The sequence below is a fragment of the Thalassobius sp. Cn5-15 genome, from assembly GCF_022347685.1.
Classification (GTDB): domain Bacteria; phylum Pseudomonadota; class Alphaproteobacteria; order Rhodobacterales; family Rhodobacteraceae; genus Thalassobius.
The window spans coordinates 779,005-805,912 of the sequence record NZ_JAKRGF010000001.1 but is presented as its reverse complement, the minus strand read 5'-3'; the positions used below and the strand labels follow the sequence as shown (position 1 = coordinate 805,912).

At 58.6% G+C, this 26,908-nt stretch carries 27 protein-coding genes; 16 read left to right on the top strand and 11 right to left on the bottom strand.

Annotated features, from left to right (window positions below; all coding sequences use genetic code 11):
* Positions 1–111: 111 nt before the first annotated feature.
* Entirely contained in the window at positions 112–1,269 is a 1,158-nt protein-coding gene (gene rnd, locus MHM86_RS03915) for a ribonuclease D (protein ID WP_239196039.1), read from the top strand.
* 113 nt (positions 1,270–1,382) lie between these two features.
* Here the strand turns inward: rnd and MHM86_RS03910 are convergent, their stop codons facing one another.
* Complete coding sequence (locus tag MHM86_RS03910; protein ID WP_239196037.1) at positions 1,383–1,907, bottom strand: hypothetical protein; 525 nt, start codon at positions 1,905–1,907, stop codon at positions 1,383–1,385.
* Positions 1,908–2,092: 185 nt separating this feature from the next.
* Between MHM86_RS03910 and MHM86_RS03905 the strand changes: the two genes are divergently transcribed.
* Positions 2,093–2,500, top strand: coding sequence for a SufE family protein (locus tag MHM86_RS03905; protein WP_239196035.1), 408 nt, complete (start codon positions 2,093–2,095; stop codon positions 2,498–2,500).
* A gap of 9 nt (positions 2,501–2,509) precedes the next feature.
* Here MHM86_RS03905 and MHM86_RS03900 read toward each other — a convergent pair whose 3' ends face one another.
* Positions 2,510–3,235 carry a YafY family protein gene (locus tag MHM86_RS03900; protein ID WP_239196033.1) on the bottom strand — a complete coding sequence of 242 codons (726 nt, stop codon included), beginning with the start codon at positions 3,233–3,235 and terminating at the stop codon, positions 2,510–2,512.
* 90 nt (positions 3,236–3,325) lie between these two features.
* On the opposite strand from MHM86_RS03900, the gene MHM86_RS03895 reads away from it, so the two are divergent.
* Positions 3,326–3,955, top strand: coding sequence for a glutathione S-transferase family protein (locus MHM86_RS03895; RefSeq protein ID WP_239196031.1), 630 nt, complete (start codon positions 3,326–3,328; stop codon positions 3,953–3,955).
* A gap of 43 nt (positions 3,956–3,998) precedes the next feature.
* On the opposite strand, the gene MHM86_RS03890 is transcribed toward MHM86_RS03895, so the two are convergent.
* Both MHM86_RS03890 and MHM86_RS03885 read right to left on the bottom strand, forming a co-directional pair.
* On the bottom strand, positions 3,999–4,637 hold the full coding sequence (locus tag MHM86_RS03890; protein ID WP_239196029.1) for a DUF1638 domain-containing protein: 639 nt from the start codon (positions 4,635–4,637) through the stop codon (positions 3,999–4,001).
* A 16-nt stretch (positions 4,638–4,653) separates the two neighbouring features.
* Complete coding sequence (locus MHM86_RS03885) at positions 4,654–5,352, bottom strand: B12-binding domain-containing protein (RefSeq protein WP_239196027.1); 699 nt, start codon at positions 5,350–5,352, stop codon at positions 4,654–4,656.
* 519 nt (positions 5,353–5,871) lie between these two features.
* Here MHM86_RS03885 and MHM86_RS03880 point away from each other — a divergent pair.
* Both MHM86_RS03880 and MHM86_RS03875 read left to right on the top strand, forming a co-directional pair.
* A complete protein-coding gene (locus MHM86_RS03880) occupies positions 5,872–6,828 on the top strand; it encodes a sensor histidine kinase (RefSeq protein WP_239196903.1) in 957 nt (318 codons plus the stop codon).
* Positions 6,829–6,930: 102 nt separating this feature from the next.
* Positions 6,931–7,311, top strand: a complete 381-nt coding sequence (locus tag MHM86_RS03875) for a response regulator (protein ID WP_239196025.1) — start codon at positions 6,931–6,933, stop codon at positions 7,309–7,311.
* Between the two features lie 32 nt (positions 7,312–7,343).
* On the opposite strand, the gene bmt is transcribed toward MHM86_RS03875, so the two are convergent.
* Positions 7,344–8,360 (bottom strand): betaine--homocysteine S-methyltransferase, encoded by a 1,017-nt coding sequence (bmt, locus tag MHM86_RS03870; protein ID WP_239196023.1) that lies wholly within the window; start codon positions 8,358–8,360, stop codon positions 7,344–7,346.
* A gap of 188 nt (positions 8,361–8,548) precedes the next feature.
* A complete protein-coding gene (locus tag MHM86_RS03865; RefSeq protein ID WP_239196021.1) occupies positions 8,549–8,866 on the bottom strand; it encodes a DUF1476 domain-containing protein in 318 nt (105 codons plus the stop codon).
* A gap of 235 nt (positions 8,867–9,101) precedes the next feature.
* Between MHM86_RS03865 and MHM86_RS03860 the strand changes: the two genes are divergently transcribed.
* From MHM86_RS03860 to MHM86_RS03810, 11 genes are all read left to right on the top strand, one after another.
* Positions 9,102–9,590 carry a tellurite resistance TerB family protein gene (locus MHM86_RS03860; RefSeq protein WP_239196019.1) on the top strand — a complete coding sequence of 163 codons (489 nt, stop codon included), beginning with the start codon at positions 9,102–9,104 and terminating at the stop codon, positions 9,588–9,590.
* Between the two features lie 163 nt (positions 9,591–9,753).
* Positions 9,754–10,515, top strand: a complete 762-nt coding sequence (purC, locus tag MHM86_RS03855; RefSeq protein WP_239196017.1) for a phosphoribosylaminoimidazolesuccinocarboxamide synthase — start codon at positions 9,754–9,756, stop codon at positions 10,513–10,515.
* A gap of 67 nt (positions 10,516–10,582) precedes the next feature.
* Positions 10,583–10,813, top strand: a complete 231-nt coding sequence (gene purS / locus MHM86_RS03850; protein ID WP_239196015.1) for a phosphoribosylformylglycinamidine synthase subunit PurS — start codon at positions 10,583–10,585, stop codon at positions 10,811–10,813.
* Positions 10,814–10,845: 32 nt separating this feature from the next.
* Positions 10,846–11,514 carry a phosphoribosylformylglycinamidine synthase subunit PurQ gene (gene purQ / locus MHM86_RS03845; protein WP_239196013.1) on the top strand — a complete coding sequence of 223 codons (669 nt, stop codon included), beginning with the start codon at positions 10,846–10,848 and terminating at the stop codon, positions 11,512–11,514.
* A 46-nt stretch (positions 11,515–11,560) separates the two neighbouring features.
* Positions 11,561–13,345, top strand: a complete 1,785-nt coding sequence (locus MHM86_RS03840) for an ATP-binding protein (RefSeq protein ID WP_239196901.1) — start codon at positions 11,561–11,563, stop codon at positions 13,343–13,345.
* A 14-nt stretch (positions 13,346–13,359) separates the two neighbouring features.
* Positions 13,360–14,694, top strand: coding sequence for a sigma-54 dependent transcriptional regulator (locus tag MHM86_RS03835; RefSeq protein ID WP_239196011.1), 1,335 nt, complete (start codon positions 13,360–13,362; stop codon positions 14,692–14,694).
* Positions 14,694–15,368, top strand: coding sequence for an HAD family phosphatase (locus tag MHM86_RS03830; protein WP_239196009.1), 675 nt, complete (start codon positions 14,694–14,696; stop codon positions 15,366–15,368). The genes MHM86_RS03835 and MHM86_RS03830 overlap by 1 nt, the downstream gene beginning before the upstream one ends.
* A 555-nt stretch (positions 15,369–15,923) precedes the next feature.
* On the top strand, positions 15,924–18,893 hold the full coding sequence (locus MHM86_RS03825) for a ribonuclease E/G (protein WP_239196007.1): 2,970 nt from the start codon (positions 15,924–15,926) through the stop codon (positions 18,891–18,893).
* 155 nt (positions 18,894–19,048) lie between these two features.
* Complete coding sequence (locus MHM86_RS03820; protein WP_239196005.1) at positions 19,049–19,810, top strand: cytochrome c biogenesis CcdA family protein; 762 nt, start codon at positions 19,049–19,051, stop codon at positions 19,808–19,810.
* Between the two features lie 100 nt (positions 19,811–19,910).
* Positions 19,911–21,131 (top strand): hypothetical protein, encoded by a 1,221-nt coding sequence (locus tag MHM86_RS03815; protein WP_239196003.1) that lies wholly within the window; start codon positions 19,911–19,913, stop codon positions 21,129–21,131.
* Positions 21,128–22,510 (top strand): cytochrome P450, encoded by a 1,383-nt coding sequence (locus tag MHM86_RS03810; protein WP_239196001.1) that lies wholly within the window; start codon positions 21,128–21,130, stop codon positions 22,508–22,510. The genes MHM86_RS03815 and MHM86_RS03810 overlap by 4 nt, the downstream gene beginning before the upstream one ends.
* A gap of 388 nt (positions 22,511–22,898) precedes the next feature.
* On the opposite strand, the gene MHM86_RS03805 is transcribed toward MHM86_RS03810, so the two are convergent.
* The 5 genes from MHM86_RS03805 to chrA all read right to left on the bottom strand — a co-directional run bounded on the left by MHM86_RS03805 (position 22,899) and on the right by chrA (position 26,850).
* Positions 22,899–23,126 carry a ribbon-helix-helix domain-containing protein gene (locus tag MHM86_RS03805; protein WP_239195999.1) on the bottom strand — a complete coding sequence of 76 codons (228 nt, stop codon included), beginning with the start codon at positions 23,124–23,126 and terminating at the stop codon, positions 22,899–22,901.
* On the bottom strand, positions 23,123–23,347 hold the full coding sequence (locus MHM86_RS03800) for a DUF4169 family protein (protein WP_370644019.1): 225 nt from the start codon (positions 23,345–23,347) through the stop codon (positions 23,123–23,125). The genes MHM86_RS03805 and MHM86_RS03800 overlap by 4 nt, the downstream gene beginning before the upstream one ends.
* A 34-nt stretch (positions 23,348–23,381) precedes the next feature.
* A complete protein-coding gene (gene fumC, locus MHM86_RS03795) occupies positions 23,382–24,776 on the bottom strand; it encodes a class II fumarate hydratase (protein ID WP_239195997.1) in 1,395 nt (464 codons plus the stop codon).
* A gap of 183 nt (positions 24,777–24,959) precedes the next feature.
* Entirely contained in the window at positions 24,960–25,451 is a 492-nt protein-coding gene (locus MHM86_RS03790) for an SspB family protein (RefSeq protein WP_239195995.1), read from the bottom strand.
* Positions 25,452–25,605: 154 nt separating this feature from the next.
* Complete coding sequence (gene chrA / locus MHM86_RS03785) at positions 25,606–26,850, bottom strand: chromate efflux transporter (protein WP_239195993.1); 1,245 nt, start codon at positions 26,848–26,850, stop codon at positions 25,606–25,608.
* Between the last annotated feature and the right edge of the window lie 58 nt (positions 26,851–26,908).

Genomic DNA, 26,908 nt, shown 5'->3' with positions numbered 1-26,908 from the left:
ACCTTTCCATTCGCCCCCGAATGGCGTAAGGCTGCCCCCAGCTTGGCCAACAGGGTCAGGCATTTCCTGCGGGATGACCCCGCACCCACCAGAATGAGGCGAAAGCACTCTATGAAAACGATTACCACGACCGCAGAGCTGGCCGCATATTGCGAAGAGGCCCGCAAGCACCCCTATGTGACGGTCGATACCGAATTCCTGCGGGAACGCACCTATTACTCCAAACTGTGCCTTGTGCAACTGGCTATGCCCGGCACCACCGACGACAACGCCGTACTGGTTGATCCGCTGGCCGATGGTATTTCTGTTGCGCCTCTGCTGGAGTTGTTCAAAGACACCAATGTGGTCAAGGTGTTCCACGCCGCGCGTCAGGACCTTGAGATCTTCTTTGTTGAGGCGGGCGTGTTTCCTGAACCGCTGTTTGACACGCAGGTTGCCGCAATGGTCTGTGGCTTTGGTGAACAGGTGGGGTATGAAACACTGGTGCGCAAGATTGCCAAGCAAAGCCTTGATAAGACATCGCGTTTTACCGATTGGTCGCGCCGTCCGCTGACGGATGCGCAAAAGAAATATGCGCTGGCGGATGTGACCCACCTGCGGATGATCTACGAATACCTGTCGACGGAGCTGGAAAAGACCGGCCGCGACGCTTGGGTGCGCGAGGAACTGCGCATTCTGACCAATCCCGATACCTATATCATCCAGCCTGAGGATGCATGGAAACGGGTCAAAACCCGCACCACCAGCGGCAAGTTTCTGGCCGTTGTGCGTGAACTGGCGAAGTTTCGCGAAGGCTATGCGCAACAGCGTAACATCCCGCGCTCGCGCGTGTTCAAAGACGACGCGCTGGTGGAACTGGCCTCGACCAAACCGGGCAATATGCAGGATCTGGGGCGCTCGCGCCTGTTGCTGCGTGAGGCCCGCAAAGGTGACATCGCCGAAGGTATTCTGGCTGCCGTCAAAGCCGGCGTGAACTGCCCCGCCGATCAACTGCCGAAACCGGATACCAGCCGTGACAAGCTGCAGGTGAACCCCGCGCTGGCCGATCTGCTGCGGGTCCTGTTGAAGGCCAAGACCGAAGATGCTGGCGTTGCATCGCGTCTGATTGCGCCTGCTGCGGATCTGGATGCCATCGCCGCTGGCGTGCGCGATGTGCCTGCGCTGCAGGGCTGGCGCAAAGAGGTGTTTGGCAATGACGCCCTGCGCCTGTGCAACGGCGAGGTGGCATTGGCTGCCAAGGGCAAATCGATCAAGCTGATCAGCCTGTGATCAGCCGATCCGTGCTAGACACAAAGAAGGGGCCGCGCGGCCCCTTTTTCATTTCAAAGATGTCTGTTGGAACCTCAAGGTTCGTTCAGTGACGCCCGATCAGCGACGCCCGATCAGCGACGGCTGGCCAAAGTGTTGTTCAGCCCACGCACCTCAATGCTGTTGACCCGTGCCAGCGTCTGTTCGCTGACGAAGGCCGCAGCGGTGATGCGGCGGGTCGCTTCGCTGCCAACTTTGGCGTCGCGAAAGCGCGGGTTCAGCGGAATAGCACGCAGCTCATAGACCAGAACGCCTGCGATTGGTTCCCCCTCGTTCAGCGCTTCAAGGCGCACGTCATGGCTCCCTTGAGCTGCGGCCAAGGCGTTTACCCGCAACAGGGCGCCACCGGGGGTCTGCTCAACAATCAGATCGGTGATATTTGCCACCAGTTCACCTTGATAGGTGTCATCACGTGCCAGTCGGCTGCGTTCTGGGATCAGCGGGTTCACTGTCGCGTCTGTGGTGGCTGGCACGGCGGTCACAGGTTTTGCACTGCCGAACCAGTTCAGCGGATTAAGGCGCGATTGTCCAAGGCCTGACTGACCGCAGCCTGCCAGCACCACAGATGAAATCAGAAGAACCGAGAGTGATTTTTGCATGAGCTCTACCTGTGGCCTGCTTGTTGTCGCTTTGCTCTGGGGTAGCGCATTGGAAGGGTGTTGAAAAGTGGCTTGCACGCTTTGCCCCATTTGTAGCTGGATTTACGCTGAATTTCGCTGGACCTTTGGCGGTCTGCGCCCTAACTCGGTTGCAGCAGATGACAGCACCAAAGCAGGAGAGTGCGATGGCAGCCGCCGCCTTTGAAGAGATCGTCGAAGACTTTGAATTTCTGGAAGACTGGGAAGATCGCTACCGCCATGTGATCGAACTGGGCAAAGCGATGGAGGGGCTGGATGCCGCCCTGCAGGTGCCCGCGACCAAGGTGGATGGCTGCGCATCGCAGGTCTGGCTACATCCCAGCATCGAGGGGGGCGTGTTCCGTTTTGACGGGGACAGCGACGCGATGATCGTACGAGGCCTGATCGCGGTGCTGCGGGCGCTTTATAATGATCTTACGCTGTCTGAGGTGGGGCAGGTGGATGCCCACGCCGAACTGGGCCGTCTGGGGTTGAACGAACACCTGTCGGCGCAGCGTTCCAACGGGGTGCGGGCGATGATTGAACGGATCCGCAGCGTGGCGGCAGCGGCTTAAGAAGCCCGTCTAAGATGTTGGCTGAGTCTGGTTCGCCGCCTCGCAAGCGCGGTCGCGTTCCTGTAGCTGCACCACAAATTCGCGCAATAGTGCGACCCGGCGCGGGCGAAAGCTTTCGCCGGTTTTTTTGTATCCGGTGACACGGGTGACGTGGAAGCTGCGGAAATCCTGCCGGTTGCAGCACCACGCCAGCAACATCACGTTGCGATCATGATAGGATAGCGCCAGCGGATAGATACGCCGCGTCGTATGTGTGTTTTTGAGGTCGCGGTAGCCGACATCCAGCGCCTCTTCGGCCCACATGGCTTCTCGCAGCAGCGTCATGTCAATTGTGGGTGTCGGGGGCGTGTTGAAACGGTGCACCATATTGACCGCGTGCGCGGCTTGGCGGCGTTGGCGTTCGGGCAGGGTCGCGAGGATCTTGACCAGCGCATCCTGCGCTGCCTGCGCCAGATCTCTATCTCCACGTTGTGTTACGTCCGACAGGCCCAGCGTCAGCGCCTCAATTTCGATCTGTGTAAACGTCTGCGGTGGCAATGCAGGATCTTCGACCATGGTGTAGCCGACGCCTGCCTCACCTTCAATTCGCGCCCCTGCGGCGCGCAGGCTGTCGATGTCGCGGTAAATCGTGCGCTCTGACACCTCCATTGCGCTGGCCAGACGGGCGGCGGTCACCGGCGGGCGGAGGCCCCGGATCAGATGCAGCAGGCGGAACAGGCGATCGCTTTTGGACATGGGGTAGGGTCGCTGATCGATACTGACAAAAATTGGCAAGAGGGTAGCGCGATAGAGGGGGCATCTTCAATCCCAGACAGGAGGCATCCCATGCCAACCCTTTATCATTCCCCCAACAGCCGCTCGTCCCGTGTGATTGCGCAATTGATGCTGATGGGCAAACTGGATGCGGTGGAGGTCGTGATCGTTGATGTACCCCGCCATGATGGCACTGGGTGTCGTGATCCGCGCAACCCTCACCCAGAAGGCAAGGTGCCCTATCTGATCACAGATGATGGGGTAGGTATCCGCGAAAGCGCGGCGATCATGATCTATCTGGATGAGGTGTTCGACCAACCGTTCAGTCCCAAGCTGGGCGAGGCGACACGTGGCGCTTACCTCAGTTGGATGGTCTATTCCGCTGGGGTGCTGGAACCGGTGCTGGTTGCGGCGTTTTCCGGCCTTGATCACCCCGCATTGGCAGAGACATTCCGCGGTATGTCAGAGGTTGCGGCAGAGCTGGAGAGTGCGCTCCATACGGCACCGTATCTTTTGGGGCATACGCTGAGCGTGGCGGATATCCTGATGGCGTCGCCCTTCCAGTGGGCGCCGCATTTGATGCCAGAGAGTGCGCTGATCAGGGACTGGGTGTCCCGTGTAGGGGCGCAAGTGGACGGGGACGCATTGGCAGCGTTTGAGACAGAGGGGGGGAAACAGATCGCAGCAAAGGACATGCCTTAAATCACTGTTTTGAAATGAAAGTGCGGTCCATGCTGGGCCGCACTTACTTTTTCAGGTCGGCCAGAGCAGTGGCCAAATCTCCGTAGCCTGTCATGCGCCGTTCAAATGCCAACCCCAAAGTTTCTGCCGCTTCTTCAGCCTTTGCGGTTAGGGCGGGATCGTCGGTCTGGGCCAGATAGATCAGTTTTTCATAATTGCCGAAATACATCGACGACAGTTCTGGATGGCGGTCGAGGCCCAGCGGCTTCACCACAAAGGTTTCGAACTGACGCGCCAGAAAATCGGTGAGGAAGAAACTGGTCACTTCGCCCGCCGCTTCAAATGCTTCATTGCCGGCAAAGAAGCTGTAACAATGCGGGCCGGCAATCATATGAACCCCCTCCGCGCGGCAGACCATTTCCAGCGCACCGCCGGTGCCGCAATCCGCATAGGCCAGAAAGATCTGGTCATAGGCACCGCGATGCTTGGCAATCGCATCCCGTGCAGCGTCGGCAATTTTTTCGGGGTGATTGTGCAGAATGGCGGGCAGACAGGTCAGATCCAGATGATCCCAGCCATTCAAGTCCTTCAGCGCGAGTATTTCCCGCGCCAAAGCACCACAAGCGATGATCAGCACCCGACCCTGACCCTGAAGGGGTGGGAGGGTCTGAGAGGTCAGGGTGCTGTCATCAAACTGCGTCATAGGTCAGACGCAGTTCTTAGGCGTTGGGTTGGTTGTGCTTGCGCGCAACAAACTCCTTGGCCATTTCCACGGCAACAGCCGCATCACGGCAGTAACCATCTGCGCCGATTGCTTTGCCGAACTCTTCGTTCAGGGGGGCGCCACCAACCAGAACGGTGTAGTCGTCACGAATGCCGTTTTCGACCATCGTGTCGATTACAACCTTCATGTATGGCATGGTGGTGGTCAGCAGGGCGGACATGCCCAGAATATCGGGCTTGTGCTCTTCCAGAGCTTCCAGATAGTTTTCGACCGGGTTGTTGATGCCGATGTCTACAACTTCGAAACCAGCGCCTTCCATCATCATGGAAACCAGGTTTTTGCCGATGTCGTGGATGTCGCCTTTTACCGTACCGATAACCATCGAACCCATGCGCGGTGCACCGGTTTCAGCCAGCAGCGGCTTCAGGATGGCCATGCCGCCCTTCATCGCGTTTGCCGCCAGCAGAACTTCAGGCACAAACAGGATGCCGTCACGGAAGTCGGCACCAACAACGGTCATACCACCAACCAATGCTTTGGTCAGGATGTCGTAGGGCTGCCAGCCGCGTTCCAGCAGGACGTTGACCGCTTCTTCGATCTCTTCTTTAAGACCGTCGTAGAGGTCGTCGAACATCTGTTGAACAAGTTCCTCATCATCGAGTTCCGACAGGATGATATCGTCTTCGTCCGACATGGTGTGCTTCCTTGGCTTGGTCTGGCCACGCATCTGTAAAACAGGCTGGCTGGAAATGAGTGGGAGCCCGGATAAATTAGGGGCGGTGTTTCTAAGTATATTTCGCTTTTTCGAGGCAGATTGGTCTGGGCAATTTGCGACTTGGCGATGTGCAGTTGCGACGTAAGGTCAAAAATATGGTCGTTTAAATCCTTCGTCGGTGAATTTTCTGCGACTGCACAACTGGTTAGCGACGTGACCGTTTTGGCGGCTATGTGGCGGCTATAATGTGTATGTTTCGCGGCGAATTTGGCCGTTTTTTGTGCTTTGAAGAGAATTTGTTTTACCGGATTGCGACGGTGTTTCCTGATTTGGTTCAATTGACTATTAATGAGGGAGGTGAGGCGCATTGCTACAACCTTTGTTGTTGCAAGGTGGTGCGTCGGGTCCTGTAATAAGGGGTGATGGGGCTTGAGTATCTTCGGAAGTATGTCCGGATCGAGACTATTCAGATCTGCCAAATGGCGCGACGTGTGGGTTATGCTGGTGCTGTTGCTTCTGGTTTGGGTGCCGATGTCGGAACTGGACCTTTATGAATGGTTTTATGAAGTATCCCGCGCGCATGAGGATTGGGATCTGGACGAAACGGTCATCTTGCTGCTGCTGCTGCCCTTGCCATTGACCTGGTACACATGGCGCCGCATGCGCGAGGCACAGAAACAGACAGAACGCTTATTGGAATTGGAACGTCAACTGTCGCATGCGCGGAAAATGGACGGGCTGGGCACGCTCGCGGCGGGGATGGCACATCAGGTGAACAACCAGTTGCAGCCGGTCATCGGCCTGTCAGAACTGATTGTGGTGCAAACGGCCGAAGAAGATCCCAGGCTGCGGCAATTGGAAATGATCCGCGACGCGGCAATGCGGGCGCGAGGATCGCTGGATACGGTTCTGCGCATCTCGCGGCGCAGAAATGAATTTGGGGGCGAGGTGGATGTCACTCAGAACATGGCGGATCTGGTGGATATGCTCAGCCTGAGTTGCCCCAGTGATGTGACCTTTCTGCCGATTATCTCAGACGCGCTGCCGGAGCCAAAAATGGCTTGGGATGATTTGGAAAGTGTGATCATGAATCTGTTCTCGAATGCCTTGGCCGCAATTGGTGGGGCGCAGGGCAGCGTGACCTTTACTGCAACGCCGGGCCAGATGAGCGGTGTCGATGGTTTGTTTCTCAGTCTGTCGGACACAGGTGTAGGCATCACGCCGGATATGTTGAGCCGTATTTTCGAACCCTACTTCACCTCTAAGCCGGTGGGTGAGGGGACAGGCCTTGGTTTATGGCAGGTGCAGGAACTTTTGCGCAATGTCGGGGGGCAGATATCGGTCGATTCACAGCCTGGTAGCGGCGCCCAGTTCAAAGTCTGGGTGCCAGGGATCTTTCGCGCCGAAGACAACCATTGGACCAAAGGCAGCGTGGCAAGAGAGGCCGCCGGATGAAACCAGACCGGCGTCCGACAGTGTCAGGCGTCCCAAAACGCAGGCGAAATCCGCCAAGGCCCAGAACCTACAATGCAAAGAATTCTCATCAGCGGACCCTAAATGGCACATATTCTACTGATCGAAGACGACGCTGCAGTACGCGACACTTTTGAAATCATCCTTGGCGCTGACGGCCATCAGGTCACGATGGCAGCGGATGGGCTGCAAGGTCTGTCCTTGCTGCGCACGCTGAAGGTGGATCTGGTGCTGACCGATATCATCATGCCCAATTGCGACGGGGTCGAAGTGATCCGCGCATTACGCAAGCGGGCGGATGCACCGCCGATCATCGCCATTTCGGGTGGGGCGCGAACATCTGCCGTGAACTATCTGGAGGTGGCGAAATTGCTGGGGGCACAGCAGATTTTGTCAAAACCGGTGGGCGCGATGGAATTGTTGCGCACGATTTCGGATGTGTTGGCCGCCCAGCCGGTGAAATAGGCTGGACGGCGTTTTTCGTTCGTTGACAGCGCTTAGCTGCGGCGGCGGCCGCGGCGTTCGCGCTTGGGCGCGTCTGCGTCTTCGCCGGTACCGTCGGAGGCGGAGGAGAAGCCACCAAGCGCCTCTGCCACCTGTTCCAGTGACGGCCGGGGGCCACGCTCGCGGGTTTCCAGTGCGGCGCGCATCGCGCTGAGGTGTTCGGGCATGGTGCCACAGCAGCCACCGATGATGGTCGCACCTGCATCACGGGCCAGAACTGCGTATTCGGCCATCAGCTCAGGTGTGCCGTCATAATGGATGTGACCATCGACGTATTTCGGGATGCCGGCGTTGCCTTTGGCAATCAGCGGGCGCTCTGACCCTTGGGCGGCAAAGCCCAGCACGGTACGCATCAGATCCGCCGCGCCGACGCCACAGTTGGCACCAAAGGCCAGTGGTGGGTTCGGCAGTTTCTCCACCATTTCGGTCATCTGCGCCGAGGTCACGCCCATCATGGTTCGGCCTGCGGTGTCAAAGCTCATGGTGCCACACCACGGAATATCCGCCAGTGCAAAGGCTTCGGCGGCGGCGATGTATTCTTCGGGCGCGGAAATGGTTTCCAGCCACGCAACATCTGCGCCGCCTTCTTTCAGACCTTCGGCTTGTTCATGGAACATCTCGACCGCCAGCTCATGGGTAAGCGGGCCCATGGGGGCAAAGATCTCGCCGGTCGGGCCGACTGAACCGGCAACGATGATGTCGCGGTCCGAGGCGTCTGCCACCTCACGGCCGATCTCTGCCGACATGCGCGACAGTTCGCGCGCGCGATCGCCGGCATCATGTAGTTTCAGACGCGATGCGTTGCCACCAAAACTGTTGGTCAGGAACAGATCACTGCCCGCATCTACAGCCATCTGGTAAAGCTTCTTGATGCGGTCAGGGTGCTGTTCGTTCCACAGTTCCGGCGCGTCGCCAGATTGCAGCCCCATATTGAACAGGTTGGTACCGGTTGCGCCATCGGCCAGCAGCCAGTCGCGGGTTTCAAGAATGCGGGAGAGGGCGTTGGTCATAAGATCAGTCCAATGCTGTGATCAGGTCATTAGCGATTTCCCGCGCGCACGGGCAGGCGGGATTCGTCGAACGCTATAGGGCATCGACATAAAGGCCAAGGGGCAGGTCCCTGCAAATACGCAAAAACGCGGCGAGGATCGCCGCGTTTCGTCAGTCTTCGTCTGACATGCGTCAGTATAAGTGTCGATCAGTCGGCAGTTTTCATCATCTCTGCTTTGATCATGCTCAGCAGTTCGCCACGTTTGGCGCGAATGGCGGTGGCGTCGGCTTTGCCTTCCAGATCGCCTGCAACCTTGCGCACCACGTCTTCGTGACCTGCTTCTTCGAAATCGGCTTTGATCACGGTCAACGCGTATTCCTCAGCTGCGTCACCCGATAGGCCCTGCAGGTCTGCGGCCCATAGCCCCAGTGCCTTGTTGGCGCGGGCTTCTGCCTTAAACTTGGTTTCTTCATCATGGGCGAATTTTGCTTCAAATGCGGCTTCGCGTTCGTCAAAGGTGCTCATTGCCTTGTCCCTTTAGTTGTCCTGTTAGTGTAACGGCGCCCTAGCTATGTGCCATTCGGGGCATTGCTGCAACATGATGCAGATCAAAACACATCTGGAAAGCTGCGCAAGTCAAAACGCCCGCCTAGGGCAGATCCGTTCGGATCGGCCACGGAGGCTAAGACGGGGGCTAAAATAGCGGTTGTTCGGTGCGTTTTGATTAGGATGTGAACTGCGCAGAGAACAGGACAGAGCAATGACATTCTTCACCCGCCTTCTGGGACAAAACGATGCCGCCGAAGCGGTGGTGGCCGCCGCCACTGATCTGGCCGACCTGACGCCAGAGGCGCGCGCGACATTGGCGCCTGCGGTGCTGACCATGGCGGCAGATGGTCGGGTGGCAGAGGCGGAGCATGCTATGCTGCAAAACCTTTGTGCTTTTAGCCCGATCTATGCCCGCCTGCCGGCTGGCAGTGTGGACGCGCTGATCGACAGCCTGTTGGATGAATTCAACACCAAAGGCGCCGAGGCGGTGATTGATCATGCGGCTGCGGAACTGGCGATGCCATTGCGCGAAACAGCTGTCTGTTTCGCCATGCGGGTGGCGATGGTCGATGGCCATCTGGCGCACCGTGAGAAACAGGCGTTGGCGGAAATCGCCGAACGGTTCGCACTGCCCGATGACACATTCGCGCAGATCGTCGATGTCGTGGGCATGTTGCAACGGGCCTCTGATGCGTCCTGACGCCGGCTGACGGCACAAATTTGCTGCGCAGCAGCGTCGCGGGGCCATTTACACGTTACATTCCTGTGACAGAGGGTGCTCAGCACGCTTGCGACAAAGGCGTTCTTGCCCTAAGAGGGCGCCAACCCCGGGGACTCGGCCCCGGATCACTGACGGAGTGGTCATGGCACGGCGCAAGAAAATCTACGAAGGCAAAGCAAAAACACTGTATGAGGGCCCGGAACCGGGAACTATCGTGCAATACTTCAAGGATGACGCCACTGCGTTCAATGCCGAAAAGAAGGACGTGATCGAAGGCAAAGGCGTTCTGAACAACATGCTTTCGGAATACTTCATGCTGGGTCTGGCAAACGTCGGCGTTCCCACCCACTTCCTCAAACGTCTGAACATGCGCGAACAGCTGGTGCGGTCGTGTGAGATCATTCCGCTGGAAGTGATCGTGCGCAACTATGCCGCCGGTTCCATGGCAAAACGCATGGGCATCGAAGAGGGCACGCAACTGCCGCGTCCGATCGTCGAATACAGCTACAAGGACGACGCATTAGGCGATCCGCTGGTCCCCGAAGAATATATCGCCGCTTTTGGCTGGGCCAGTCAGCAGGACATGGACGACATCCTTAGCATCGCGCTGCGGGTAAATGACTTCCTGTCAGGTGTCATGTACGGTGTTGGCATCAAGTTGATCGATTTCAAGATCGAAATTGGTCGCGTGTTTGAAGGGGATTTCCAGCGTCTGGTGGTGGCGGATGAGATCAGCCCCGACAGCTGCCGTCTGTGGGACATTGAAACCTGCGAAAAGCTGGACAAGGATGTGTTCCGCCGCGACCTTGGCAGCCTGACCGACGCCTACACGGAGGTTGCAAACCGGCTGGGCGTTATGCCCAAAGGCCAGCCACCTGTGTCCAAGCCTACCCTGATCAACTAATCCTTTCGCCCGGTGTCATGCCGGGCGTTTGCATATCAAGATAACGACTGAGACCGGAGAGACGCACATGAAAGCTCGCGTACACGTCATGCTGAAAAACGGTGTTCTGGACCCCCAGGGTGAGGCCGTGCGCCACGCGCTGGGTGCGCTGGGCTTTGGGGGCGTCGAAGGCGTCCGTCAGGGCAAAGTGATCGAACTGGATCTGGCCGATGGCACCTCGGAAGAGACCGTCAAAGAGATGTGCGAGAAGTTGCTCGCCAATACCGTGATCGAAAGCTACACGATCGAACTGGCCTAAGCCGCGACCATCCAATCAAGAGGAGAGAGCACATGAAAGCTGCTGTCATCGTCTTCCCCGGTTCCAACTGTGACCGCGATCTGGCTGTGGCCTTTGAGCGCGCTGGCGCCGATGTCACCATGGTCTGGCACAAGGACACCGACCTGCCCGAAGGGATCGACATTGTCGGCATCCCCGGCGGGTTTTCCTTTGGTGACTACCTGCGCTGCGGCGCAATCGCTGCCAACTCGCCTATCTGCCGGTCTGTGGTAAAACACGCCGAACGTGGCGGTTACGCGCTCGGCATCTGCAATGGGTTCCAGATCTTGACCGAAACCGGCTTGCTGCCGGGGGCACTGATGCGCAACGCAGGGCTGAAGTTCATCTGCAAACAGGTGGGCCTCAATGTCGCAACTGCCGACAGTGCCTTCACCGCCGGTTACAGCGCGGGCCAAGAGGTGACCATTCCGGTGGCGCACCACGACGGCAACTACAACGCTGACGCCGATCTGCTGGCCCGTCTGCAGGGCGAGGACCGCGTGGCCTTTACCTACACCGAAAACCCCAACGGGTCGGACGGCGATATCGCTGGCATCCTGTCGGACAACCGCCGCGTGCTGGGAATGATGCCGCACCCTGAACGTGCGGTGGATCCCCGCCATGGTGGCGCTGACGGATCGGCAATGTTCCGCAGTCTGATGGATCAACTGGTCAGCGCATAACGATGTGCCCTTGCAGCCCCTACGGGGGCTGCTTTACCTTTGCGCCATGTCTGCGCTGCCCAACCCTTCTGCTGATTCAGCCGTATCGCCGTTCCAACGTGCGCCCTTGACCTCTTGGCGTGTGCGTATCGCGCTGGCGATGCTGTTTGTGCTGGCGGTGATCACCGTCGTTGTCACCAATGTTTTGCTGACCGACCGGTTCACCGAAAACACCCGCAACCGCGCCGAGCTGCGCCTTGCGCTCTATTCCGGCAACTTGCTGTCAGAGCTGCGCCGCAACGCGATTGTGCCACAGCTCTTGTCGCGCGATCCGGCCCTGATCGGGGCGCTGAATTCGTCGGATTATTCCAACTCCTCGCAGCGGTTGATTTCGTTTGTAGAAGAGATTGGGGCGGCCTCGTTGATGTTGCTTGACTCCGACGGGCGCGCGGTGGCGGCGACCGACCGCAATCGTCTGGGCAGTCAACACCGCATGTCGCCTTATTTCGTCAACGCTGCAAGGGCGAGTGAGACGTTGTTCACGGTGCTGGAGAATGAGACTGGTGGTTACAGTTTCGTTTATTCGCGTCGGATTGAGGATCTGGGTCAGCTCCTCGGTGTGATCATGGTTGAGGTGGACCTGCACAAGTTTGAACGCGCCTGGGCGGGGATTTCTGATGCCGTTCTGGTGACCGACAGTACCGGTGCAATCATTCTGGCGACAGAGCCACGCTGGCGGGGCAAAACCGAAGGGGAGGCGCTGGTCAAAGCGCCGGCGCAATCGGCAATTCAACGCGCGCTGCAGGCCACCGCGGATTGGACCGCGCTGCCGGCAGATGCCTATGTGCAGGGGCAGGCCGTGATGCGGATGGAAAGCCGCATTCCCTTCCGTGGATGGCACATTGCCAGCTTCACCACATACGAGAGCGTCCGGGACAAGGTGAACGGCGTTCTGGCGTTAGAAATTATGGGATTCGCCATGCTGCTGGCGCTGGCGTTTTATGCGCTCAGCCGCAAGACGGCGGGGCGCATGGTGCTGTTCCAACGGGAATCGGCAGAGCTTCGCCAATTGAATACGCAGCTCCAGCGGGAAATCGCCGAACGCGAACGGGTGCAGCAGACGCTTGCAGTGGCCGAGCAGACGCTTGCGCAATCCTCAAAACTCGCCGCATTGGGCGAGATGTCGGCAGCGGTCAGTCACGAGCTGAACCAGCCCTTGGCAGCGATGCGGACCTATCTGGCGGGCGCGCGTCTGCTCCTCAACAGAAACCGGCCGGATGAGGCGCTGTCATCGTTTCAGCGGATCGATGATCTGATTGATCGCATGGGGCAAATCACCCGTCAGCTGAAATCTTATGCGCGTAAGGGTGGCGATCACTTTACCCCTGTGAATATGGGCGATGCGCTGGCCTCGGCCCTGTCGATGATGGAGCCGCAGTTGAAAAACCGTAAGGTGCAGATCAGCCGCGTGATACCGGATGAGCCGGTCCATGTGATGGGGGATCGTGTGCGGGTGGAGCAGGTGATGGTGAACCTGTTGCGCAATGCGCTGGACGCCACCCAATCGGTGGATGAGCCGCAGGTCGATCTGATCCTTGCCGCCGGTGAAACCGTCACCCTCACTGTGCGCGACAACGGGCAGGGGATTGAGGATCTGGATGCACTCTTTGAACCCTTCTACACCACCAAGCGCCCCGGCGATGGCGTTGGTCTGGGGCTTGCCATTTCCTCGGGGATCGTGAACGACCTAGGGGGACGCCTCTTGGCACGCAATGCTGAGGGTGGGGGGGCTGTATTTGAAATGCAGCTGCCTATCTTAACAGGTGAAAGTGACATTGAGGCGGCCGAATAAGGGCCGGTATGATCATGGCAAAAGCAATGAAAATCGCCATCGTAGACGATGAACAGGATATGCGTCAGTCGATCAGCCAGTGGCTGGCGCTGTCGGGCTATGACACGGAAACCTTCGCCAGTGCCGAAGACGCGCTGAAGGCGTTGGGGCCGGATTACCCGGGTATTGTGATTTCGGACATCAAGATGCCCGGCATGGACGGGATGCAGTTTCTGAAGAAACTGATGGGCAGCGACAGCGCCCTGCCGGTGATTATGATTACTGGCCATGGCGATGTGCCGATGGCGGTCGAGGCAATGCGCGTTGGCGCGTTCGATTTCCTTGAAAAGCCGTTCAACCCTGACCGGATGACCGAACTGGCCAAGAAGGCGACCAATGCCCGCCGCCTGACGCTGGACAACCGCGCTCTGCGTCGTGAGCTCTCCGATGGGGGGCAACTGATGAAGAAACTCATTGGTTCCGCCCCCGCAATGGAACGGCTGAAAGAGGATATTCTGGATCTGGGTCAGGCCGACGGCCATGTGTTGATCGATGGCGAAACAGGCACCGGTAAAACGCTGGTGGCTCATGCGCTGCATGCGGTTGGGTCGCGCGCAGGCAAGAAGTTCGTGCTGCTCTCCTGCGCAGCGTGGGATGAGGACGCGCTGGCCAAGCGCCTCTTTGGTCCGATGCTGCCCGAAGACAGTCAACTGCCCGCCGTCGAAGAAGCCCGGGGCGGCACGCTGGTGCTGGAAGACGTCGAGGCGTTGAGCGATAGCCTGCAGGCGCGGCTTTTGTCCTTCATCAACGATCAGGGTACACCTGCGGAAACCCGCGTTGTGGCGATCTGCAATATGCAGGAACAGGACCGTACCTGCGAAGACGCACTGCGCTCTGATCTGTTCTACCGCCTGGCCGCCCTACGCATTACTCTGCCGCCGCTGCGTCAGCGGGGGGAGGATATCCTGACGTTATTTACCCGCCTTAGCGAACAGTTCGCCGATGAATATGGATGCGAAACCCCGCAAGTGTCGGCGCAAGAGGCGGCGCAGCTGTTGCAGGCGCCGTGGCCCGGTAACGTGCGTCAGTTGATCAATCTGGCAGAACGCGCGGTGCTGCAATCGCGTCGCGGTTCCGGCACTATTGCTTCGCTCTTGATGTCGGATCATGAGGACATGCAACCGGTGATGACCACCGAAGGCAAACCGCTGAAGGAATATGTCGAGGCCTTCGAGCGCATGCTGATCGACAATACCATGCGCCGCCACAAAGGTTCCATCGCTTCGGTGATGGAAGAGCTGTGCCTGCCGCGCCGGACGCTGAATGAAAAGATGGCGAAATACGGTCTGGCCCGCGCTGATTACCTGTAATGCCTGACGCCTACCTTTTTGACATGGACGGGCTCTTGCTGGACACGGAACGTCTGGGGATGGCCTGTTTTGTCGATGTCATGACAACGCTTGGCGTGGCGGCGCATGTGTCGGAACCCTTTGGTTTGACTATGATCGGCACCGCTGCACCAGAAGGACGCCGCTTATTGGCGGGATTCTTGCCGGCGGATATCACTGTCGCAGAGGTCGAGGACCGTTGGACCGCTGCCTTCGATCTGGCCACACAGGCTGGCGTTCCGGTGAAACCCGGTGTGGCAGATCTGTTGTCAGATCTGGCGGGGCAGGGGGCGCGGATGGCTGTTGTCACCTCCACCAGTGGCGACCGCGCACGTCATCATCTGGAACGGGCCGACCTGCTGCGTCATATGGATTTTGTCATTGGTGGCTATGAGGTGCCGACACCTAAACCAGATCCTGCCCCCTACCTTATGGCGGCGGATCGTCTGGCTGTTGACCCAACACGCGCCGCTGCATTTGAGGACAGCGATCGCGGAATTGCGGCGGCCGTGGCCGCCGGATGCCACGCGGTGCAGGTGCCTGATCTGCGTCCCGCTGGCAAACCGTTGCCTGCGCTGGGACAGATGGTCGCGACCACATTGGCAGAGGCCGTTGCGCAGGCACAGGCCAGTGCCGTACGGGGGCGTATGGGGTAAGTGCTGGGCGCAAGGGCTAGGGCGAGTTTGATCTGTCGCCATTTGTCGCGACAGCACGTTATTGGTCAGCCCGTGAGCGACGCACATGCAATGGGATGTAAAACCCTCCCGAAAAGGGGGGAGGCGCATTTTCCCCATTGTATTTTATCCCCAGCCCGCACTATGGTCGAGCCACGGGTGTTGTGGATAAATCCACCCCCTGCATGAGTTTCGCTGATCGACAGATTGGCCGACGGCCCACAAATGACTGGCCTCGACCCTTCGATCAGACCGATTGAGCCCGCGCCGCGATCTGCGTGAACGGGCTGTTTAGACCGCCTGAGGTTGGCTTGAACCAACTATAGGCCCAAGTAATGGGCGCGCTGCGCGAGGGGCTAAAACCCGCCAGCAGCGTCCGGAGAGAAACGCGATGAGGCGCGCGAAACCTACGAGTTTGACTGAGACGGCTGCCTGCAGCCGGTCCAGTCGCGCGTCCGCACTCGCCCCTGACAGACATCCGCCGCAACAGGTCGGGCCCCCGGGTCGGGCCGTTTTGCAGCGATGCAAACGGACAACATGGCAAAGAAAATGCTTATCGATGCCACCCACGCGGAAGAAACCCGCGTTGTGGTGGTCGACGGAAACAAGGTTGAGGAATTCGACTTTGAATCCGAAAACAAACGTCAGCTTGCTGGCAACATCTATCTGGCAAAAGTCACCCGCGTAGAGCCTTCGCTTCAGGCGGCCTTCGTGGATTATGGCGGAAACCGCCATGGTTTCCTCGCTTTTTCGGAAATCCATCCTGACTACTATCAGATCCCGGTCGCTGACCGCGAAGCCCTGATGGAAGAAGAGCGCGCCTACGCCGAACAGCAAAAGGCCGAAGAGGAAGAAGAAGAGAAAAAGCCGCGTCGCCGTCGTTCGCGTTCGCGTGCTGCATCGGCCAAATCCAAAGACGCCAAGGCCACCAAAGAGGTAGAGGCATCGTCTGAAGAGGCAGCCCCCGTTGTTGATCAGGCGACCGCCGAAGGCGGCAGCGCCATCGCGGGCATGGAAACCATCGACCTGACGGACAGTGGCGTAGAAGCTGTAGAGGCAAGCGAAGTTGGTGCCGCCGATGTGGTGGAGGCAGGCGAAGGCCTGTCGCCTATGGAAACCGTTGCGGAAACCCCCGTTGAAGAGCCGTCTGAGGCGACCCCAGAGGAAACCGCCGCAGATACCGCCGCCGAAGAAACCGCTGCCGAAGAGGCGCCGGTTGCTGAAGTTTTAGCTGAAGAAGCCGCCCCCGCTGAGGAAGCTCCTGCTGAAGACGCAAAAGCCGAAGAGGCGAAAGTTGATGACGCAGCTGTAGATGATGCGAAGGTTGACGATGCGGCTGCAGATGCAGTGTCATCTGATGATACCCCTGAAGACGCCTCTGACGACTCTGATGATGAGGATGAAGACGGCGACGACAAACTGGACGCGACGGATAAAGACGACAGCATCGAATCTGTTGCCGATGAAGATGACAGTGCAGATATCCGTCCCCGCCGCAAACCGCGTCCCCGTCGTTACAAGATCCAAGAAGTTATCAAGGTCCGCCAGATCCTGTTGGTTCAGGTGGTCAAAGAAGAGCGCGGCAATAAAGGCGCTGCGCTGACCACCTACCTGTCGTTGGCGGGGCGTTATTGCGTTTTGATGCCCAACACCGCCCGTGGCGGCGGCATCAGCCGTAAAATCACCAACGCCGCCGACCGCAAGAAATTGAAAGAGATTGCCAATGAAATGGACGTGCCCAAGGGCGCGGGTCTTATTGTGCGCACCGCCGGTGCCAAACGCACCAAAGCAGAGATCAAACGCGACTATGAATACCTGCAGCGCATGTGGGAACAGATCCGCGAACTGACCCTGCAATCCATTGCACCGGCCAAAATCTATGAGGAAGGCGACCTGATCAAACGCTCGATCCGCGATTTGTACAACCGCGAGATTGATGAAGTTCTGGTCGAAGGTGAACGCGGCTACCGCATCGCCAAGGACTTCATGAAAATGATCATGCCGTCCCACGCCAAGAACGTGAAAAACTACCAGGATCAGTTGCCGCTCTTCGCGCGCTATCAGGTGGAAAGCTACCTCGGCGGGATGTTCAACCCGACCGTACAGCTGAAATCCGGCGGCTACATCGTGATCGGCGTGACCGAAGCATTGGTTGCGGTTGATGTGAACTCTGGTCGGGCCACCAAAGAAGGCTCGATCGAGGAAACCGCGCTGAAAACCAACCTGGAGGCCGCCGAAGAGGTGGCGCGCCAGCTGCGTTTGCGTGACCTTGCTGGTCTGATCGTCATCGACTTCATCGATATGGACGAACGCCGCAACAACAATGCGGTGGAAAAACGCCTGAAGGACAAATTGAAGTCCGACCGCGCGCGCATTCAGATCGGCCGTATCTCTGGCTTTGGTCTGCTCGAAATGTCGCGCCAGCGTCTGCGCCCCGGCATGATCGAGGCAACGACACAGCCGTGCCCGCATTGTCACGGCACTGGCCTGATCCGTTCTGATGACAACCTCGCGCTGTCGATCCTGCGCCAGATCGAAGAAGAGGGCACCCGTGGTCGTTCGCGCGAAGTTCTGGTGAAATGCCCTGTTGGCATCGCCAACTTCATCATGAACCAGAAACGTGAACACGTCGCCCAGATCGAAGCACGCTATGGCCTTTCGGTTCGAATCGAAGGGGATCCCATGCTGGTCAGCCCCGACTTCACCATTGAGAAGTTCAAAACTGCGACCCGCGTTGTGGCGGAACCCACCGCACCTGTTGTCTCGGTCGATTCCTCGCTGATGGATCAAATCGACGAAGAGGCAGAGGCCGAAGAAGAGACGCAGGAAGCTGCAGAAGCTGTTGTTGAAGCGGAAGGCGATGAAGAGCAGAAGCCGAAGAAGCGCCGCCGTCGCCGCCGCCGCCGCAAGGGGGGAGCAGATCGCCCTGAGGGGGAGACCGTAGAAGGTGAAGCCGAAGACGTGGCTGCGGCTGATGCAGAAGCGTCGGAGGGCACCGAAGGTGGCGCAGCTGAGGCAGAGGGCGATGAGGACAAACCGGTGGAAAAGAAACGCCGCCGTCGTCGTTCACGTCGCAAGAAGTCCGATCAGCCCGCTGAGGCAGAAAATGCTGAGGCAGAAACCGCTGAAGCAGACGCGGAAGGTGAAGCAATTGAAGCGGCAGCTGAAGGCGCGGGCCGCGCAGAGGCCCCCGTTGAAGCCACAGCCGAAGAGGCATCCGATGCAGAGGCCCCCGAAGCAGAAACTGGGCTTGTAGCCGCAGAACTCACCGAAGAGCCCACTGAAGCCGCGGCCGAAGAGGTGAAAGCCGAAGCGGAGCCTGCAGCAGAAGAGGTCGCTGTCGAATCTGCGCCTGCAGAGGCGAAAGCAGAGGCCGAGGTTGCGGCGGCAGAGCCTGAGCCTGAGCTGGCGGCAGAGACTGTCGTTGCAGAGGCTGCAGTGGCCCCCGCCGTCGAAGAGCCAGCCGCCCCCCCGAAGCCCAAGCGTCGGGGCTGGTGGTCGATCTAAGAGCTTTAAACAGAACCTAAAAAACGCCGTCCTCCGCAAAGAGGGCGGCGTTTTTTGTCTGCCACGGCTGCGGGTCGCGTCACTGTAACCATTTGGCACGGGCTTGTGACATCGCGTCAGGTGACAGCGGCGCGCGGATTCGCTACGCAGGCGCTATGTTTGGACTCGAAAATATCAGCATCATTGATGCCGCCCTGTTGCCCGCCATGGCGATTGCCCTGTTTGCTGGCCTGATTTCCTTCCTCAGCCCCTGCGTGCTGCCGATCGTGCCGCCTTATCTGGCCTATATGTCCGGTGTGTCGATCACTGACCTCAGCGAGGGCCGTGCAAAGTCCGGTGCTGCCGTGGTGCCAGCGCTGTTCTTTGTTCTGGGACTGTCGACGATTTTCCTGTTCCTTGGTTTCACGGCCTCTGCCGTGGGCACTCTGTTTTTACAGTATCAAGGTTGGTTCAACTCTATCGCTGGTATTTTGGTGATGATCTTCGGTGCGCATTTTGTCGGCGTGTATCGCATCGGCTTTCTGGACCGCGAGGCGCGTCTTGACGCCGGTGATCGCGGTGGATCGGCCTTTGGTGCCTATGTGTTGGGTTTGGCCTTTGCCTTTGGCTGGACGCCCTGCATCGGCCCGCAGCTGGGCGCGATCCTGTCGCTGGCCGCATCTGAGGCCTCGCTTGCCCGTGGCACGATGTTGCTGGCGCTTTATGCGCTGGGTCTGGGTGTGCCTTTTCTGCTGGTCGCGGCCTTCCTGCCGCGCCTCACCGGCTTTATGAGCTGGATGAAGCGTCACATGGAGCAGATCGAAAAGGTCATGGGCCTCTTGCTGTGGACCATTGGTCTGTTGATGCTGACAGGTGGTTTTTCGGCCTTTTCTTACTGGCTGCTGGAAACCTTCCCGGCGCTGGCACTTATGGGCTGACACACGACAGAGGGTTTTCGCCTAAGTCCCTACAATAAAACACTGATCGGTTGTGGTAACGCGGCAAATCTGCGCTAAGATACGCGCAAAGAGGCAGCGTATGACCGATCAGACTTACCCATCCGTGCGGACCCGTCGGGTTTTTTATATTCCGGGCTATGACCCGATCCACCCGCGCCGCTACCGCGAACTGTACCGCAAAGAGGGCGCGTCGCAGGCCGCTATTTCCGGCTATAATCTGACCCTCAGCCCCAAACGTCTGGACGGCCCCTATGGCTGGCACGTAGAGAGCACGCAGGATGGCCACCATACGGATACGGATGTTCAGGTCCTCTACTGGGTCGATCTGGTGCGCGACAGCATGGATCAGGGCATCGTTCAGACCTACCTGCAACTGGCCCGCACCGCATGGACCTATATCGGCACCGGTGCCCTTTGGCGGCTGATGCGTCTGCGCAAGGGGCCTGTGATTGCCGCGCTTTATCCTGTGGTGTTCCTGATCGTGCAACTTCTGCTAGCCTTGGCTCTGGCGTGGGGAGCTGGCGCGCTGTTGGCACGGCTGCATCCGCTGCTGGCATGGGCTGGACTGGCTGTGGTGCCCTTTGTATTGCGCTGGTTTAAAGCGAAGGACGGAAAGTTTTTCGCCTATTATCTGATGCATGACTATGCCTATTCGGCCAATACGCGCGGTGCCAATCCCGCGCCATTGGAGGAACGGATTGATGAGTTCCGCACACTGATTGCGGAGGCGTTGACCACGGACGTCGATGAGGTGCTGGTCATCGGTCACAGTTCGGGTGCTCACCTTGCGGTGTCCATCCTTGCCGATCTGATCCGCGCCGGCGAGGTACCAGAGACCGGAGCGCGTCTGAACTTTATGTCGCTGGGACAGGTGGTGCCGATGGTTGCATTTCTGCCCGATGCCGACCGACTGCGGCGCGATTTGCATTTCCTGTCTGTACGGGATGAATTGGCGTGGCTGGACGTGACGGCGCCGGGGGACGGCTGTGCCTTTGCGTTGTGCGACCCGGTGGCCGTGACCGGCGTTGCGCCGGAAGGAAAGCGCTGGCCAGTGGTGATTTCCGCCGCCTTCACCCAAACGCTCAGCCCTGCGCGCTGGAAAGAATTGCGCTGGCGGTTCTTCCGGCTGCACTTTCAATACCTTTGCGCCTTTGATCGGCCTGGCGATTACGACTACTTCCGCATCACTGCAGGACCTGAACGATTGGAACATCGTTTCGCCGGTCGCGCACCGTCGAAATCACGACTGGAAGCCCCTGTGAACAAATTCACCTCCATGGCCGCAGAGGTAATGCAATGACCGGCTGCCCCGTCTCTCCCAGGCCGCCGAAGCCAGAGGCGCGTCCTGATAGGGTCTCGCTCCTGCGCTATCTGCGCCTGTTTCGCCGCGACATCCTATCAGCCCAGCCGCAGCGGCTCTACCGTGCCTGGATGGCCGAATTTCGCACGCCGTTTTTCCGCAGCTATATGTGTAACCAGCCGGAATTGGTGGATCTGGTGCTGAAACAACGCCCGGATGACTTCCCCAAATCCGAACGCATCAGCGAAGGGCTGCGGCCCTTGTTGGGCAATTCGGTGTTCCTGACCAACGGTGAGGTGTGGAAGCGGCAGCGCCGTATCATTGATCCCGCCTTTGAGGGCGGCCGCCTACGCGATACCTTTCCCGCTATGTGGCAGGCAGGGCAGGCGGCAGTCGCGCGACTGCAGGGGCTGGCAACGGGTGAGGCTGTGGAGGTTGAGGCACACACCAGTCACGCCGCTGCTGACGTGATTTTCCGCACGCTGTTTTCGATTCCCATCGAACATGAGGTTGCGGCAGAGGTATTTGATCAGTTCCGTGAACACCAGCGTACTCAGCCGGTGCTGAACCTCGGCGCCTTTGTACCGCTGCCACGTTGGTTCCCACGCTTTCACCGCCGCCGTACCAAACAGACGGCGAGGGTCATTCGCCAGCTTATCACCCAATTGACGACGGATCGCATGCTGGCAATCCGCGCAGGCGAGGCGCCTGATGATCTGGCGACCAAGATCATGACCACCGCTGATCCCGAAACAGGTGCCCGTTTCGATACCGAAGAAATGGTGGATCAGGTCGCTATTTTCTTCCTCGCAGGGCATGAAACCAGCGCCTCGGCACTGGCGTGGGCATTGTATTTACTGGCGCTTTATCCCGACTGGCAGGACCGTGTGGCAGATGAGGCAGCGGTACTCGCCAGTCCTGTGCAGCCAGAATTTTCGGTGGTGAAGACGTTGAGGGTCAGTCGTGACGTATTTCGAGAGACCCTTCGCCTCTATCCTCCGGTGCCGATGATGGTGCGCGAAAACACCTGCCCAGAACAGTTGCGCGACCGTAGCGCGCCCGCTGGCAGTCAGATCGTGCTGTCGCCCTGGCATCTGCACCGTCATGAACGCCTATGGGACCGGCCTGATGAGTTTGACCCTACACGGTTTGAGACGGAGAATGGCAAGTCCGGCCTGCGTGATGCCTATATGCCGTTCTCTGGCGGGCAACGTGTGTGTACCGGTGCGGGTTTTGCGATGGTTGAGGGGCCGTTGATCCTGTCACAACTGGTGCGGGCTTACCGGTTTGAGGTGGTGACTGAAAAACCACCGGTGCCTGTGGCGCATCTGACTGTGCGCGGGGGGGATGGAATCTGGTTGCGGTTCACAAAGCGTTAACTTGTCCATCCGGCGTTCCACATTTGGCGACACATTCGGATGGGGCTTTCTGGCGCCAGAAAGCCTACACCACATACACCAGCCGCGCTCAGACCAGTTGTTGGAGCGGCTGTTGGTTACAGAGGCCACTGTGGGCACGCCCCCTTTCGAACCACTTGAAACCCGTGGCACAGGATCAAATTCAGAAAGTGCTGCGCATCACAAATACACGTTTCACATCGTGCCCTTGCCAACGGAAAACATTGCCCGTTCGCGCTGCGCAGGTCGTAAACAGCTCCCTCGGCCAGAGGTCAGGAAAGTGTTTCCTCGCGTGGGCGGATCTGTCTGTTGGTGCATTGTATACTCCTCAAAACGCGACCGAGGATACATGCAACAAAGTTAAAGCCGTCTAAACGGTCTGCATTTTTTCCTGATAGTGCGCCAGCACGAACAACCTGATCTCTGTCGCTAAGCCTGCGTCCAAATCGCGGTTCTCATCAATTTCGGCGGCCAGAACGTTGATTGGCTGACCACGTTCTGCTGCGATTTCTCGAAAGGCCTGCCAGAAGGCATCCTCAAGACTGACCGATGTGCGGTGGCCGCGCAATGTCAGCGAGCGTTTGACCGGACGGTTCATTCCCCGTCCTCGCGGCGCTTGCCGTCAAGGTCGCGGTTTGCTTTGTCAGCGCGCGCCTGGTCCAGCAATTTCTCCGCTTTGTTACGCCCGAATTTCATAGCATTTTCATCTGCTTGCGTGCGTTTCTTTGCGCGTGTTTTGGCTTTGCGAAATTTGTTGAGGTTCACCACAGTCATAGCCAAAACTCTAACAGACAGAGTCTCAAAAAGAAAGGCGACCAAATGGCCGCCTTTCCTACATGATTTTAACCGGATCTTAGTCTTTGGGACCGATCATCTGCTCAGGGCGCACAACCGCGTCAAAGGTCGCCTCATCCACGAAGCCGAGGGCAATTGCTTCTTCCTTCAGCGTGGTGCCGTTCTTGTGCGCGGTTTTGGCAACGGTGGTCGCGTTGTCATAGCCGATTGTCGGGGCCAGTGCGGTGACCAGCATCAGGCTCTCCTTCATCAGCTTGTCGATGCGTGGCTCATTGGCCTTGATGCCGTTGAGCATACGGGTGGTGAAACTGTCTGCCACGTCGCCCAACAACTGCATGGACTGCAGCAGGTTGTAGGACATCATCGGGTTGTAAACGTTCAGTTCAAAGTGGCCCTGCGACCCTGCGAAGGTCATCGCAGCGTTGTTGCCCATCACGTGGGCGGCAACCTGCGTCATCGCCTCTGCCTGAGTGGGGTTGACTTTGCCCGGCATAATCGACGAACCCGGCTCATTTTCCGGCAGGATCAGCTCGCCCAGACCCGAACGGGGGCCGGAGCCAAGGAAACGGATGTCGTTGGCGATTTTGTACATCGCGCCTGCAACGGTCGCCAGCGCGCCGGACATGAAGACCATCGCGTCATGGGCAGCCAGCGCTTCGAATTTGTTCGGTGCTGTGACGAAGGGAAGGCCGGTGATTTCGGCCATGTTTGCCGCTACTGCCTCGCCCCAGCCTTTCTGGGTGTTCAGGCCGGTGCCAACGGCGGTGCCGCCTTGGGCCAGCTCATAGATGCCGGGCAGGGCCGCTTCGACACGGGCGATGCCCTGACGGATCTGGTGGGCGTAGCCGCCAAATTCCTGACCAAGGGTCAGTGGCGTCGCATCTTGCGTGTGGGTGCGGCCGATTTTGATGATGTCTTTGAACTCTTCGGCTTTACTCTCCAGTCCTTCGGCCAGTTTGTTCAGACCGGGCAGCAGCACATCACGTACCGTCATCGCGGCGCCGATGTGCATCGCGGTGGGGAAAGTATCGTTGGAGGATTGACCCATGTTGCAGTGGTCGTTGGGGTGCACCGGATCCTTGCTGCCGATCACGCCGCCGAGGATTTCAATCGCGCGGTTGGCGATCACCTCGTTCGAGTTCATGTTCGACTGGGTGCCGGAACCGGTCTGCCAGACCACCAGCGGGAAGTTGTCGTCGAACTTGCCCTCAACCACCTCGGACGCGGCCTGAATCACCGCATCAGCGATTTTTGCGTCCATCTTACCCGTGGCCTTGTTCTGCATGGCACAGGCCTGCTTGATCACACCCAGCGCACGCACGATGGCGACGGGCTGTTTTTCCCAACCAATGGGGAAGTTCATGATCGAACGTTGGGTTTGCGCGCCCCAGTACTTGTCGGACGGAACTTCCAGCGGGCCAAAGCTGTCGGTTTCGGTGCGGGTGTTTGCCATGATGGACCTCCGATAAAAGCGTTGAGTCTGTCATAACGCATGGGGGCCAAAGTGCAATGCTGTATACCGTGGGATACCGCTAACAGCTCTATTTCCAGCGTGCTGCACGCAGGTGGTTTTGATGGCTGAAATGCAAAACCGCCCAGCGGCGCCGGACGGTCTGATGGCAGTTCGCGAATGCGATCACTTGCGGAAGCTGTCGAGGCTGACAACCTCAGCCTCTTTGGGCGCGTCTTTCTCTTCGAGGATCTCTTCCAAAGCGGCGCTTTCGTCTTGATCCAGCAGGTCGTCGTCCAGATCCTCTTCGCCAAGGTCGTCCATCTCAGGGCTTTCGAAGCGCAGGCCAAATTCGACCGACGGATCCACAAATGTGCGCAGTGAGTCGAAGGGGATATACAGGGGCTCCGGTTGATCGCCGAAATTCAGCGTGACGTGGAAACCGTCATCTTCAACCAAGAGGTTGTCATACCAGTGCTGCATAACCACGGTCATCTCTTCGGGGTAACGCTCCTTCAGCCATTCTGCCAGCACCGCATCAGGGTGGTTGGTGTCAAAGGTGATGAAGAAATGATGCGCCCCCGGCAGGCCATTATCGGCCACGTCTTGCAGCACCTCCTGAATGAGGCTGCGCATGGCGCGGTGCATCAGGTTTCCGTAGTCAATGCTGCTGGACATGTGGTTGCCTTTCTTTGCGCGCGATTTCTGCGTCCGGTCGCTGGTGCGGGTCTGTCTGTAAAAATCATAGTAGATTTGCCACAAAACGGAAGGGCGCTTGCGGAATTGTTGAGAAAATTTTGCAGGCTGGGATCTTGGCTTATGTGGCAGTGTGTCATACCCCGATTGCCCCCCAGCCCAGACCGATCCCTGCCATTATTGCCAACGTCACCAGCATCGATCGTTTCAGCACCAGCATCAGGATCGCCGCCAGTCCGATGAACATGGCGGCCAAGGGGGAAAGCGTGGACCAGACGGGCAGGGGGGCGAAGGCGGTTTGCGTGACCTCCCCAAACAGCAGCTGCATTGCAAACCAGATCGACAGGTTGGCAATAACGCCTGCAACCGCGGCGGTGATCGCGCTCAGCGCACCTGCAAGACGTGGGGCGTGTGTGATCCTCTCCACATAGGGGGCGGCAGCGAATATCCATAAAAAACAGGGGATAAACGTGACCCACAGGGTCAGGGCACCCGCGATCAACGCGGCGCTGATTCCCCCCTGCAGCTGGCCAGCCAGCGTGGCCACAAACTGTGTCACCAGGATCAGCGGCCCCGGTGTGGTTTCCGCCAGCCCGAGGGCGTCCATCATCTGGTTAAGGTTTAACCAGTTAAAGTCCTGCACCACTGCTTGCGTCATATAGGCCAACACCGCATAGGCACCGCCAAATGTCACCACCGCCAGTTTGGAAAAGAACTGTGCTACATCCCACAAGAAGGGGGCTGGCCAGATCAGAAGGGCGGCAAAGGGCAGGGCCCAGAGAATAATGCAGGTCAAAACAGCCCGCCAGTTGAACCGATGGCGGGGCGGCGTGCCGCTCTCTGCTGACGCGGTATCAGGGCGCAGCGCGCCGATCAGCGCGGCCCCCAAAACGACCAGCGGAAAGGGCGTGTTGAGTGCGAAGATGGCGACGAAAGATAGCAACGCGAGTGTCCGCGACACAGTGTTGCTTAGCGCTTTGTTTGCAATTTTCTGAAGCGCCATCAGCACGATGACCACAACAGTTGCCTGCACGCCAAGAAAGGCGGCCTGCACAAGGGGCAGGGTGCCGAACTGCGCATAGGCCAGCGCCAGTGCCAGAATGACCGCAGCCCCCGGCAGTACAAACAGCGCCCCGGCCATCACGCCCCCCAATGTCCCACGTTTCAGCCAGCCAGCGTAGGTGGCCAACTGCATTGCCTCTGGCCCGGGCAGCAACATGCAGAAGGAAAGCGCTGAAAGAAACTGACGTTCGCTCAGCCACGGACGATCCTCCACCAGTTCTTTATGCATCAATGCGATCTGGGCCGCAGGGCCGCCAAAGGACATGAAGCCAATCCGGCCAAAGACGCGGAACAACTCGGACATGGAAGGAGAAGACATGGTTTACCTGCGACTGAAAAGGCGGGGCGGTTGGCCCGTTCTAGCGGGCTTCGCACTG